Origin of the sequence: Agrobacterium sp. SOY23 (assembly GCF_027212525.1) — a bacterium.
Classification (GTDB): domain Bacteria; phylum Pseudomonadota; class Alphaproteobacteria; order Rhizobiales; family Rhizobiaceae; genus Agrobacterium; species Agrobacterium tumefaciens_I.
Map to the genome: position 1 here is coordinate 23,010 of NZ_JAPWDT010000013.1, position 12,708 is coordinate 35,717.

The following is a 12,708-nucleotide window of genomic DNA, read 5'->3' on the forward strand; positions in this document are numbered from 1 at the left end:
GTCATACCTCCGCCGCCCTTTTCGGCTTTCCAAACCTTCGAAGCAATCGATCGAACCCTGAGGCGCCGCTGTATAGGAAGACGGCAATCAGCGTCATTGCTCCAGACGCGATCACACCGAATGCGGAATTCAAACCGAGCACCGAGATAACGTTCGTCATCAACGTGAAGAAGAACGCCCCCAGAAGTGCTCCGGAGAACGAGCCTCTCCCTCCACTTAGCGCCGCGCCGCCGAGCACTGCCGCTGCGATGCTGGAGAGCGCGTAATTCTGGCCGACGGTGGGATGGCCAACCGCCACCTCCGCACCCAGGAAAAGGCCCGCGACCGCTGCCATCAATGCGGCAAGAAGATAGGCTCGAACATGTATCCAGGTCGTCGGCGCGCCATTCCGCCGCGCCGACTCCTCTCGAAATCCGACCGCCTTCGCGAACAAACCGGATTTCGTCCTATGAAGCCAAATATCACCGACAATCGCCACCACAATGAGCACGCCCAATGAAACGGGCATGAACCCCACACATGTCCGCAGGAACGATGTGAACTGTCCGTTGATCACGCCACCGGGCGTCGGCCGTCCAACGAGGGCCAAGCCCTGCATCACGCTCAGGGTTGCGATCGTCGCTATAACCGGATTAATTCGCGCAAACCGGACAAGACCTCCGTTCAGGAATCCCGCGGCTACCCCAAGAACGACGCATGCGAGCACGCCAAGCGCTATCGCGGGCAGACCGATCCCAGCGCCTAGTGCAAAAGACATCGTGACAACTATCAAACTCATCAGCGACCCGACAGACACGTCGATGCCTCGAACGATGAGCGTCTGTAATTGGGCCATTGCGACGAACCCGACCGGCGCAAGCGCGAGGAGAAGATGCCGAAAGTTGATCGGCTTCAGAAAAACGTCGCTGTTTGCGGCAGCGTAAGCGCCGACCAATGCGACGAGTCCGATGAGGAAGACGATTGGAATCCACCATGAAGAGGCGCCCGAGACCGCCCGCTGCAAAGCGCAAAGCGCTTCTTCGGCAGGCTGTTCGCGCTTGCGTTCTCGCGCGTCGCGGACTGTGAGGAAGCTCGACACGATGTTTTCTTCCGTCACCGAATCTCCGACCAATTCCTTGACGATGCGCCCTCGCGAGAAGACGAACACGCGGTCGCAGATTCCCGCTAGCTCCTGCGCATCGGAGGAGTTGACGACGCACGTCCCTCCTTCGCTGATGTTCTCCCGGATCGCCTTGTAGATCTCGAAGCGGGCGCCCGCGTCGACGCCCTGCGTCGGCTCGTCGATAAGAAAAGCCTTGGCACCCGATCGGAAGCTTCTGGCCAGAACGACCTTTTGCTGGTTGCCACCGGACAGCCCGATGACGGGCACGTCGAGGTCGGCGGCGACCACGCCGAAATCCCTTTTCATGGCGATTGCTTGGTCCGATTCCCGCTTCCGCGACAGGATCCCGAAACGGACGAACGCATCGAGGAGAGGTAGGACCATGTTCTTGCCCACTCCAAGCTCCGGGAAGATCGCCTCGCCTTTGCGGTCAGAACTCAGGAAGAGCACACCGCTTTGCAACGCCTCGCCGGGCGACATCCTGGATACCGTCTTGCCGACGCAGGTGACGCGGCCGTCCGCCTTCTCCAGCCCAACCAGTGCGCGCATCGCCTCTCGTTGGCCGTTACCCTCCGCGCCGGCGAAGCCGATGATTTCACCTACATGTGCAGAGAACGAAACGTCGTGAAACTCTGCACCGGACAAGTGGTCGACGACAAGTACGGGCGCATTGGACGCACCGCGGAATTTGGCACCGTATTCGACGTCGATTTCGCGACCCACCATGAGGGTTATGAGATCATGCTCCGACAGGGCGGGGGTCACGTCGAACGTGCCCCGATGCACCCCGTCGCGCAGCACCGTGATACGACTGGCAAGTTCGAGAATTTCCGGAAGCCGATGACTGACGTAGATGATACCGGTCCCACGCGTTCGTAGATTCTGGATGATCGATACCAGCTTTCGTACGCCGTCGGCGTCCAGCGTGGATGTCGGCTCATCCAGCAAAAGCACTTTGGGGTCGGCCTGCAGCGCCTTGATAATCTCGACGAACTGGCGTTGCGCCGGAGACAGGTCGGATACGAGGGCGCAAGGATCGATGTTCACCTCGTAGGCGGCGAGCATCTCGGTGGCCCAGGCATCCATTTCACCGAATCTGACGGAGCCGTCCTTCGCCGCCATGAAGAGGTTCTGAGCGACAGTCATTTCGAGAACGAGCGAGTCGTCCTGATAAACGGTTGCGAGCCCGAACCCGGAAGCCACCCGCGGGTCTGCGCTCTGCAGGTTGTTCCCCGCAATTTCGACAGAGCCTCCATCGGGTTTGACCACCCCGCTGGCGATCTTCATCAATGTGCTCTTCCCGGAACCGTTCTCGCCGAGGATCGCATGAACCTCCCCCGGCAAACATTCCAGATCGACTTTGTCGAGTGCTCGTACGCCGGGATATGTCTTCGACACTCCCCGCAGTTTCAAAACGGGTACGCTCATCGTGGCCACCTGCTCCTGTTCAAGAATCGGACAAAACGGGCCGGCGCTTCGCGCCGACCCGCTCGGGAGGTGTCTCAGTTCGGGAACATTGCCTTGAGAGTTTCGGCGTTCACGATGGTGGATACGGGAGTTTCCATCGGAAGGCTCTTGTCGCAGAGACCTTCTTTCACGGGCTTCATCGAGAACGGTACCTTCACCCATGGCGTAACAGTCTCGCCAGCCTTCGCCGTCATCGCCGCGGTAACTGCGAAACGAGCGGTGATGGTAGAGCCGGACGCAGAATAGTAGATCCGGAACTTCGGGTTCTTCGCTTTGTCCCAGTCGCAGAACAGGCCCTGCTCGTCAGTACGGAGTGCGACGACTGTGTCGAGCGGTTTGTTGGCGGCTTGGTACCCGCGTATCACTGCACGGAAACCATCCGCATACTCGTAGATCCAGCCGTCGAAGTCGCCGTGCTGTGCGAGCGCAGCAGAAACCGCCTGGAAGGTTCCTTCCTGCGTCCAGTTCGTGTCCATCGTCGCCAGTATCCTGATGGAGGAGCTGTTGGCCTCCTCCTTTGCGCATGCCTGCCACGTCGCGCTCAGCGTGTTGCCGGGCGTGCCGCCAAGGGCGACGATCGATTTGGCGCTGGGCTTGTCGGCGACGATGGCCTTCACCATCTGGTGGCCGAGTTCGCACAGGTCTTCGTGGACGGTGCTTGCATAGTCCTCGCCTGCAGTGCCAACTTCCTGCCCGTTGTTGAGAACCACCGTTATTCCGGCTTCCTTGGCCTCGCGAACTGCCGGAAGAAGGGCCGGGCCGGCATCGGCGTAGAGCACGATGATATCGACCCCCTGCGCGATGAAGGCATTCATATCGGCGATCGCCTTCGATACGTCACCGCGCGCCGAGGAGTATTGGATCTTGCCGATCTCGGGATAGGCGAGTGCCTGCTGGATGAACTCCATCTTGCTGACGCGCCGCCATACGTTCTCGCCGAATCCGTCTGCGTAGGCGATCTTGAGTGCGCCCCCGGTACCGGTTTCGCAGGTGTCGTTCTTCCAGCATTCCAGGGCCTTGGCCTGAAGTTCAGGCGACAAGGGCTTGGCGGCGAGTTCAAGCGCCTTGGCGATCGACGGATCGACATCCGTCGTGCCCAGACGGCTCTTCATAAGGTCTTCGCCTGTTTCGGCGAGACTCTGGCCTGCGCCGAACAGCGCGGAAGTGACCGCTATCACCGAAAACATTGACTTGAAGTTCATCGTTCACTCCTCCCGTTTGCTTGGCTCCCCTCCCCAGGGAAAGCCAAGCGGTTGAAAAATTTAGATCAACACCATGCCGCCATCGACCATGATGGTCTGTCCGGTGATGTAGTCCGACGCGTCGGACGCAAGGAACGTCGTCACGCCGACAATGTCTTTCGGCACCGAGACTCGGCCTAGAAGGATGTTCGAAGAGAATTCCGTGATGAGCTGTTCCGGCTTGGACGTGATGCCGTGCTGAAGCGCGTCATCGTCAAGCTGCTTCCATAGCTCCGTGGCGACGACACCGGGGCTGAAGCAGTTCACGGTGATGCCGTCCTTCGCGAAGGAACGTGCGGCGGCTTGCGTCAATGCCACGACCGCGAATTTCGAGGCGCAGTAGTGAGCGTAGTCGGGCCATCCCTGTTTACCGGCGATGGAGGCGGTGTTAACGATCTTGCCGCCGTGGCCTTGTGCCCTCATCTGACGAACGGCCTCCTGCGTTCCGATAAGGACGCCCAGGCTGTTCACTTTGTAGATGCGGATGAAATCCTCCTCAGTGACATCCATGAACGGGCAGGTCTGGCTGATGCCGGCATTATTGAAGAGAACGTCGAGACGGCCGTACTTTTCGACGACCTTGGCGATCATTTCCTTGACCTGTGCACGATCACTTACGTCGACACCGACGGAAATCGCGTCCCCGCCAGCCTGCCTGATCTGTTCGGCGACGGAACCGGCGTTGTCTGCATTCAGGTCGGCAACGGCCACCTTCGCGCCGTTGCGGGCGAGGTCGCCGGCCATTCCGGCGCCCAGGCCGCGTCCAGCGCCGGTTACGATGATGATTTTATCCTTCACTGATCCAGACATTGATGTTTCCTCCGTATGGTATGGATCTGCATAAGTCGCGGCATGAGCCGCGGGATTCCTACGAGGCGTAAAGCTTTCGCGCGAGCTCCCTCACTTCCGCTTTTTGGATTTTGCCGTTTTGATTCCTCGGCACTGCCTGTTCACTGACCAGCCAGAAATCGGGCACCTTGTAGTCGGCGATTTTTTCGAGGAGGTAGGCCCGCAGGGAGCTGTCAGTCACACCGGCCGATCTGCGTTTCACCAACGCGAAAGTCTTCTCGCCGAGAACGGGATCAGGCACGCCGACGACCGCGCAATCGTCGACCTCCGGGTGCTCCATCAGGGAGTTCTCGACTTCGGCGCTGAAGACCTTGAAGCCGCCTCGATTGATCATGTCCTTGAGGCGGTCATGGACATAGATCAGTCCGCTGGTTTCCCTTTTGCCGATGTCCCCACTCTTCCAGAAGCCGTCCTCGAAGGAATCCCTGGTTGCCTTCTCGTTGCTCCAGTAACCTGGGCTGACATTCGGACCGCGAATCCACAGTTCGCCGGATTCACCGTCCGGAACCGGGTTTCCGTCACCATCCACAATCAGAATTTCATCGCACTCGAGAGAAAAGCCGACACTCGCCGGGGCAGATGACGTCAGCTCCGGAGGCATTATCGTGCAGACGGCACATGTCTCGGTGGCACCGTATGCGTTGATCATACGTAGACCAGGAAGAATCTGACGGAAGCGGTTGATGACGGCCGGCGGCATGATAGCTCCGCCGTAAACGCCGTATTTCCACGCCGACAGATCGTAGTCCTGGATGTTCGGCGCCATCGCAAACAACTGGTACATCGACGGTACTAGCACGGCGTAGCTGATCTGCTCCCGAACCATCAGTTCGAGGACCGGTGCGACCTTGAATTCTCGGGCCAGTATGAGCGTGCCGCCCGATGCGATCGTGACGGAAGCAAGCGGGCCAAATCCGGCAATGTGTGTCGCGGGAATTGCTAGCAGGCTCTTTTGTGGTCTGTCGATTGCGAGGGCGTACAGGTAGTGAAGGCAGGTGTGCACGAAATTCGTGTGCGTCAGGCACGCGCCTTTCGGTTTGCCCGTCGTTCCCGAAGTGAAGATGATCATCATCAGGGATTCGCCCTGCAGCGACGGCAGGTCTTTCGGGGAAGCGTCGTACAGCGTGTCGAACAGGTCCGCCGTACTCGCCTGAGCATCGACGACGAAAGTCCGGCGCAGGCTGGATTCAGCCGGAAATTTGTCCGCCCACTGCTGGCCTGTCACGGCGAACGTCGGTGTGGCGTCCCCTACGATGTAGGAAACGTCAGCGGGTCCGAGGCGTGTACCGAGGGGAATTGCGATCCCTCCAGCCCGGATCGTCGCCAGGACGCCGACGAAATATTCGAGGCGGTTATCCAACATGATCGCGACGCGATCACCCTGGCGAAGGCCTGACTGTAGAAAGCCATAGGCGGCTCGCTGTACCAGCTCGTCGAGCTCGCGATAGCTTACGCGGCGGTCGCCGCAAACAACCGCTTCCCGATGGGGAAAGCGCTCCGCACTCGCACGAAACAAGGCATCGTATGTGGCCGGACGAGCCGAGTATCGGTAATGCTGGAGGCCGGGCTCGACTGCAGTCGTGTTTACGGTTTCATCAACCTTCCAGCGACCACCCTCAAAGGCCCCTAGAGGGATGTTCCAACGGTCTCTGTTTGCCGTGGGATCGAATGTCCCCAGAGTGGGGACACCATCGTTTCTATTGTTCTCCTCCCTCATAGCCGCGCCTCACTCGGCAGCGGTCGAGGTACCGCGGGCTGTAATCGAGGGAATGCCGCACATCTGACGGAATTCCTCTGCCGACATCAGCTCGCGGCCGACGGCCTCGACCATTGTCCGCGCAATGCGGAACGCATCTACATTGCGCTCGATGAGGTCGTCGCGATGCGGCCATTTCCAGACCGTATCTTCCATGCCTACGCGAATGTGCAGACCCATCAGCAGTGCGAGGTTTGCGAGATGCAGGCTGGCGCGGCCGCCGGCGCATACGATGATGTTCGCACCCGGATCAACCTGCCGGATGAGTCCGACCTGCCGGACGAGACCGTCGATCATGCTCTGGGGCGAGTACATCGGCGAGCACCCCGGAAGGCCTGCAAGAAGAAGCCAGGTCAGGGGTCCTTTCACCAGACCGCTGTCGATCAGAAGACGACGAGCGTTGTCAACGTCACCGTCGGTGTAGACGGCGAGTTGCGGAACGAGACCGGCATCGACGACCATACGCGTCTTTTCGATGATCGCATGCGGCGGCTTTACAAAGAGGTTGTCGCCAAGGATAAGCGCCGTGGTATTTACCGGAACGGCATTCACCAGCATGCGGTCGATTACATCCTTCATGCCCTTACATTCTTCGTCGTTCACCGCGACGAGGCACGCGTCAAGCGCGATGTCCGGATGGTCGGCCTTCAGACGGCCGAGAACATCGCTGAACCGATCAACGTCCAGCACGTTGTGACCGCCGTCGTCGCGAACGTGAATGTGAATGATCTGAGCACCTTCGGCGATGCACTCTTTCGCCGAGCGGATGATCTCGTCAGGCGTTTGAGCCTGGTTCGGGTTTTCGTTCTTGGTGAAGAACGCGCCGTTGATGGCGACCGAGACCGCAGCCTTCGGCAATGGTTCCCAACGGGGCATCTGCGGTGCGCCCGAGATCAGGCTGTCGCCGGCCGACATGATCGTCGGGGCAGCATACGGACGCCAATACGTCCGGACGTTTTCCTTGCTGACGCGATGCTTTACGCGATCCCAATTGATGGTGTTGGTGCTCATTAACAGTTCCTCCGAAGTTGCGTGTTCACGCGATCGCCCGAACCTTGCGCCGTTTAGCGTTTGGTTGGTGCGATGAATTGATATGAACTTAGCTGCTAGGGATGAGCTCGGCTTCGCATTGGACTGACAAGTGCTACGCCAAAACTGCCAAAATGAGTGTGGCCTATCTTACATGTGCCAATCTGTCGACGGATCTCTCCGGAAGGGAACCTTTCATTCGAAGCGTTATGCAAGACTGCCGGCAGGTGGTGAGTTCCCCGGATGCACTAGGGACGGTCTAAATCGCTACGCGTTTAGTGCGAGATTTGCGGTCGGGCGGTCGGGCGGTCGATACCTTCAAGAGCCGAGCAGAAAAAGATCCAGAAACGGTCAACACCGCCTAATGAGTTCGCTTGGATCTTTCTGCTCGCACAGCAACGATTGTATTCGCTAAATCGCTCCGCCTCTCCTTCATCCCGCAGCAAAAATACAACGTCTGCGTTTTAGGGAGTTCGCCAGACATATCGTGCATTACCGGCCGTTTTGGCAGATGCCACGTAGCCAATGTCCCGTCTGCCCGTTTCATGATTTGTGCGAAGGGATAAAGTCTAAAAACTTAGCGCAGGCAAAGGATTGCTGCGACGGGTCTGGCATTGATCGGGAGGGATTGATGGTGCAACGGCTAAAACTCTTGTGGGAAGTTGTCCGCGAGTGGTTGGCGGGAATCGGAGCCGCTTACTGCGTCTACACCGTCGATCGAGACAACCCTCCGAAAAACCGCTCGTAGCCACGAAAAACCTCTGGAGTACCTCCCTGACCCTTTGCATCCAAGAGACTCAAAAATCTTCAACGACGGAAACGCACGTCAGAAAAAAGCGCGGCGCGTCTGCACGAACGTCGGCGCTTTGAAATTCACAAAGGAAACTTCATGTCACGGAGCGATGTAGCATTCTGGTCCGAAGGCGATCAACTGCGAGGTTGGTTTTACCGCCCCGAGGAGAAGGTCGAGCGATATCCTGCAATTGTAATGGCTCATGGCTTTTCCGCTGTGAAGGAACAGTATCTGGATCGATACGCCGAGAAATTTGCCGAAAGCGGGTTTGGCGTTCTCGTTTTTGACCATGGTTGCTTCGGCGCTAGCGACGGCCAGCCCCGGTTCGAGGTTGATCCGGAGAGGCAGCGACGCGGCTATAAGGATGCGATATCCTTTGTTCAAACAATTGACGGCCCGGATCCAGACCGCATCGGGATTTGGGGAACCAGCTACAGTGGCGGGCACGTCCTCGTGGTCGCCGCCGAGGATCGGCGAGTCAAAGCTGTCGTTTCTCAGGTTCCGACGATCAGTGGATCCAAGGTCGCGGTCCGGCGTTCGAAGACGCCCCAGGCTTCCTATCTCAGGGAACAGTTGGCAAAGGATCGAACCGTCCGGGTCCTTTCCAATGAACGAGGATATGTGAGCGTAGTGTCGAGAGATCACGACACGCCTTGCGCATTGCCTGGCGTGGACAGCTTCGAGTATTTCACGACATCGTCGACCTTTGCTCCGAATTGGAACCCAGACGTAACGATCAGAAGCCTGGAACTGGCCCGGGCCAACGAGCCCGGTGCCTACATACGCTTCATCAGCCCGACGCCCCTTCTGATGCTCGTAGCCGAAGACGACCATTTGACGCCTACGGATCTCGCCCTGGATGCGTTCGACCGCGCAGGCGAACCTAAAGCGCTCGAAATGCTGCCTGGCGGACATTTCGAACCCTACACGACCCTCTTCGATCGCTCTTGCGAGGCCGCAACAAGCTGGTTCCAGAAACACCTCTGAAAGAGGTGATCCCAGTGGCTAGTGCGGACTCAAAAGAAAGAGCCTATCTTGCCTGGCCACCGGGACTTGCCTTGTGTTTAGACGATAAGCCGCAGCATTAGTCGCGAGAATGCTGCCGTACGGTCATTATGATTATAGATCGGCTCTGCAGCCAGCTCCAATCGCTTTACGCGGCTCGCGACGATGTTGAAAACAGCGTTCGCTTCAGCCGTCGAGATTATCATACCGGGGCAGGAATGGACGCCAATACCGAACGAGATGTGCTGGTTCGTTTCCGTTGATCTTGTTACGTCCACGACATGCGGATTTGGAAAGGCTTCGGGATCGCGGTTGGCGGAGGCGATCATAAAACGTATCATCATCCCGGCTGGTATCGTTACCCCACGTATCTCGAGCTCTTCCGTCGTGAAGCGGGTCACCGAAATTTCCGGTGTGTGCAATCGCGCGATTTCGTTGAAGATCGCCGTGTGTTTTCCAGGATCATTTTTCCAGAGTTCGAATATTTCCGGCTGGCGCGCGAATACCTCGAGCCCTCCCGTAATCAGGTATGCGGCGTTGGGCGTTCCTGTCGCCCAGAAGAGAAGCAAACCTTCGAAGAGTTGCTGCTCGTTCATTTCGCCGCTGGCGACGAGTTCGATCCAGTTGGACACCATACCAGGCCGAGGGTCTTGCCGACACATCCTCACGTAATAACGAACCCTGTCCGACAAGTATTCGAACGCCACGCGGCAGCGTTCCTCTTCTTGGCTCGTTACGGCCGCGCCTAGAGCGACCATCGCGTCGTGCATCCACGCGGAGGCGGTGTCGAAGCCATCTTCCGGCAATCCCAGGGCCGCGCACATTGCGTGGTGGGCCGGCATAAGCGCGAGGTTGCGGTAGGCTTCGATCAGACCGCTTGGGCCAATGTCGTCTATTGCTGAGTTCACTGCCTTAGCCGTCGCCTCAGCCCATTGAGCAGCAAGTTTCGGCGTAAACCACTTGTTCGAGCGACGACGATGCGCGGTGTGTTCAGGAGGGTTCGTAGTGAGCATGCTGTCTTTGAAGAGACTCCATGGGGTTTTGGGAACCCAGCTCGGCGCAACCATAGACAAGGACGGGTGCTTGCCGAACTTCACGATATCGTCGTAACGCGACACGACATACGTGTTCTCTGCAAATGGGTCGCGGTAAACCGGAGCCTCCCGACGAACAACGTCGTACCATGGATATGGGTTTTCCCGAAAGGCAGCGTTGGCCCAGGGCAGGAGATTTTCTTGTTGAACATGCGCATTCATGAGCAATTCCCCTTATATTGGTTTTCACAGAAATGCTTCGTATAGAGGATCGGTAGCATTGCTCCAGATCGTCCAAACAGTGGTTCATGGTGGTCCTGGTCTTGCCCTTCCGGCTAGAACGCCTCACGCGCTGCAGTCAGCCAGCCCCCGTCTATGACGAATGCGCTGCCGTGAACGAAATCCGCATCTCCTCCCGCAAGAAAGGCTGTCAGGCGCGCGACCTCTTCCGGCTTGCACCAACGTTGCGCGGGCGTCTTCATCACTCCGCTGGCCATGTCAGGCAGTGCCTCGGTAGTTCCGCCATGAAGGGCCATGGGCGTGGCCGTCGCGCCGGGGCAGATCGCGTTAACCCGGATGCCTTTCGCGCCGTACTCGAAGCAAAGCTGCCGCGTGAGCCCCAGGACGCCGTGCTTCGATGCAGTATAGGCCGAACCACCGCCCGCCGCGCTGAATGAGGACAGCGACGCGATGTTTATGATCGTGCCTTTGCCCTGTTCGAGCATCTGAGGGATTACGTATTTGGACATAAGGAACGGCCCCGTCAGGTTGATGGCGATTACCTCCTGCCACGCATCAAGACTGACGGTGTGCGCCGGCTCGTAGGAGTCCAATACGCCGGCATTGTTTACGAGCACATCCACCCGTCCCCAGAGTGCGATTATCTCGTCAATCACACGGACCACGTCACTTTCGGTCGCGACGTTCACGGAAAACGCCTTGCCCTTTTCAGGGTCCCCGGCGAGACGAACGCTCTCCTCGACCTTTTCCAAAGTACGTCCGAGTGCCGCAACGCGTGCGCCGCGCGCGATGAACTCGCTAACCATGGCCCGGCCCATTCCAGAACCGGCCCCAGTGACCACAACTACCTTGTCTGCAAATTCCATTACCTGACCTTCTCTCGTTAAGTACCTGTCTATGATTTATGCCCGCTCCAGGGTGACGCGATCACCCAGAGCGACCTCGCCCGGTTCGACCACCTCGGCATATGACGCGAAGCCCGGATTGGCGTAGCTCGGCATGAGCCCGTCCGGCAGGTGAACTTTCTTGCGATATTCGAGCAGAGCAGCGACAGTCCGGGCATTGTTTTTCCCGGTTTCCGGATCGAGCTGGGTCACGACACAACGCGGAACGGAGCTTCGACATTTTATAACGGCGGAGCCAACGCGCATTGTCGTTCCGCACCAACTATCTTCTGCGTACGGTTCGTCGCAATCGACGATCAGATTTGCCCGAAACCGACGATGATCGGCCTGGTATCCCAGACGACGGCTGAGATCGGCGAGAGATCCCGTCGTTAGGATCGTCATGGGCAGCACGTCCACCCCGGCACCGCTTCTCACAACCTTCACAATCCGTACGTTCACTCCCGAGAATTCACGGAGGCGCCGGTTCCACTCGTCTCCGATATCGGTAACCTGGATCCCGCGCATGTCCATGTAGTTCACTGGGAAAGGCGCTTCGTTCGAAGCGCATTCGCCCGTGACGATCCGCCCGTCCGGATAAGTCAGTTGCAGGCGGCGCGACCTTTCGTCGCAATCAAATCGGAGCGGGAGGAAATGACGATGAGAGCCTGGTCCCAACGGCATTCCCTGTTCATTCAGAAGAATGAAATCCCTGTCGCCAAGGATACCGTTCTCCGTGATGGTCGCCCGCTTAAGGTCCAACAATCTCGTCGCCTTTACGTGCGTCATGCCGATATGCTTGACGATCATGGATCCACCATTCCCCGGATGCCGGCCCGACTTGAAATGTCTCGGACAAGCAAGCCGATAAGAGCGCGTTTAAAAGTGGGTTCCGAAACCGAACATCTGGGTATTGCAAAGCCACTCATCGCCTTGTTTCACCCAGCCGAAGACAATTTTGTAGGACGTAGGCTCCGCATCGTCGACCGGATGAATAGCACCGATTACATACTCGATGGCGCCATCTCCCATAGGAACGATACGTTCGGACTTACTGGTCCAGGTATAGGTGCCTACGACACCGGCGTAGAGCTCCCGAATGGCATCGGAGCCTTTCCAGGTCTGGTCCTGATCGCCGAACACCCAGGCGTCTTTCGTGTAATAATGATTGGCGATTAAATCGGGATCGCCCGATGCGAAGGCTTCCTTCATCAGGTAGTGCCGGGCGGAAATTGCGGCGCGAATGCCGTCCGTAATTGGAGACATGTCTTATCCATTTCCATTCAAGGTGTTGTTAGGAATGTTTGT

At 58.1% G+C, this 12,708-nt stretch carries 10 protein-coding genes; 1 reads left to right on the plus strand and 9 read right to left on the minus strand.

Features of this window, described 5'->3' with window-relative positions; all coding sequences use genetic code 11:
* Position 1: 1 nt before the first annotated feature.
* From O3S81_RS25290 to O3S81_RS25310, 5 genes are all read right to left on the minus strand, one after another.
* Positions 2–2,530, minus strand: a complete 2,529-nt coding sequence (locus O3S81_RS25290; protein WP_269347574.1) for an ATP-binding cassette domain-containing protein — start codon at positions 2,528–2,530, stop codon at positions 2–4.
* A gap of 74 nt (positions 2,531–2,604) precedes the next feature.
* Positions 2,605–3,771, minus strand: coding sequence for a substrate-binding domain-containing protein (locus O3S81_RS25295; RefSeq protein ID WP_269347575.1), 1,167 nt, complete (start codon positions 3,769–3,771; stop codon positions 2,605–2,607).
* Between the two features lie 60 nt (positions 3,772–3,831).
* Positions 3,832–4,620, minus strand: a complete 789-nt coding sequence (locus O3S81_RS25300) for a glucose 1-dehydrogenase (protein ID WP_269347576.1) — start codon at positions 4,618–4,620, stop codon at positions 3,832–3,834.
* Between the two features lie 58 nt (positions 4,621–4,678).
* Positions 4,679–6,376, minus strand: coding sequence for a class I adenylate-forming enzyme family protein (locus tag O3S81_RS25305; protein WP_269347577.1), 1,698 nt, complete (start codon positions 6,374–6,376; stop codon positions 4,679–4,681).
* A 9-nt stretch (positions 6,377–6,385) separates the two neighbouring features.
* Positions 6,386–7,426, minus strand: coding sequence for a 3-keto-5-aminohexanoate cleavage protein (locus tag O3S81_RS25310; RefSeq protein ID WP_269347578.1), 1,041 nt, complete (start codon positions 7,424–7,426; stop codon positions 6,386–6,388).
* Positions 7,427–8,333: 907 nt separating this feature from the next.
* Here O3S81_RS25310 and O3S81_RS25315 point away from each other — a divergent pair.
* Positions 8,334–9,224, plus strand: a complete 891-nt coding sequence (locus tag O3S81_RS25315; RefSeq protein WP_269347579.1) for an alpha/beta hydrolase — start codon at positions 8,334–8,336, stop codon at positions 9,222–9,224.
* Between the two features lie 77 nt (positions 9,225–9,301).
* On the opposite strand, the gene O3S81_RS25320 is transcribed toward O3S81_RS25315, so the two are convergent.
* From O3S81_RS25320 to O3S81_RS25335, 4 genes are all read right to left on the minus strand, one after another.
* Entirely contained in the window at positions 9,302–10,498 is a 1,197-nt protein-coding gene (locus O3S81_RS25320) for a cytochrome P450 (protein ID WP_269347580.1), read from the minus strand.
* A 113-nt stretch (positions 10,499–10,611) separates the two neighbouring features.
* Positions 10,612–11,382, minus strand: coding sequence for an SDR family NAD(P)-dependent oxidoreductase (locus O3S81_RS25325; protein ID WP_269347581.1), 771 nt, complete (start codon positions 11,380–11,382; stop codon positions 10,612–10,614).
* Positions 11,383–11,418: 36 nt separating this feature from the next.
* Positions 11,419–12,210, minus strand: a complete 792-nt coding sequence (locus O3S81_RS25330) for an MOSC domain-containing protein (protein ID WP_269347582.1) — start codon at positions 12,208–12,210, stop codon at positions 11,419–11,421.
* A 69-nt stretch (positions 12,211–12,279) separates the two neighbouring features.
* Entirely contained in the window at positions 12,280–12,666 is a 387-nt protein-coding gene (locus O3S81_RS25335; protein ID WP_269347583.1) for a nuclear transport factor 2 family protein, read from the minus strand.
* Between the last annotated feature and the right edge of the window lie 42 nt (positions 12,667–12,708).

Bases quoted from the DNA above. Each gene is read 5' to 3' on its own strand.
- O3S81_RS25325 (WP_269347581.1), bottom strand. From the start codon at position 11,382: ATGGAATTTGCAGACAAGGTAGTTGTGGTCACTGGGGCCGGTTCTGGA.
- O3S81_RS25295 (WP_269347575.1), bottom strand. From the start codon at position 3,771: ATGAACTTCAAGTCAATGTTTTCGGTGATAGCGGTCACTTCCGCGCTG.
- O3S81_RS25305 (WP_269347577.1), bottom strand. From the start codon at position 6,376: ATGAGGGAGGAGAACAATAGAAACGATGGTGTCCCCACTCTGGGGACA.
- O3S81_RS25335 (WP_269347583.1), bottom strand. From the start codon at position 12,666: ATGTCTCCAATTACGGACGGCATTCGCGCCGCAATTTCCGCCCGGCAC.
- O3S81_RS25320 (WP_269347580.1), bottom strand. From the start codon at position 10,498: ATGAATGCGCATGTTCAACAAGAAAATCTCCTGCCCTGGGCCAACGCT.
- O3S81_RS25310 (WP_269347578.1), bottom strand. From the start codon at position 7,426: ATGAGCACCAACACCATCAATTGGGATCGCGTAAAGCATCGCGTCAGC.
- O3S81_RS25290 (WP_269347574.1), bottom strand. From the start codon at position 2,530: ATGAGCGTACCCGTTTTGAAACTGCGGGGAGTGTCGAAGACATATCCC.
- O3S81_RS25315 (WP_269347579.1), top strand. From the start codon at position 8,334: ATGTCACGGAGCGATGTAGCATTCTGGTCCGAAGGCGATCAACTGCGA.
- O3S81_RS25330 (WP_269347582.1), bottom strand. From the start codon at position 12,210: ATGATCGTCAAGCATATCGGCATGACGCACGTAAAGGCGACGAGATTG.
- O3S81_RS25300 (WP_269347576.1), bottom strand. From the start codon at position 4,620: ATGTCTGGATCAGTGAAGGATAAAATCATCATCGTAACCGGCGCTGGA.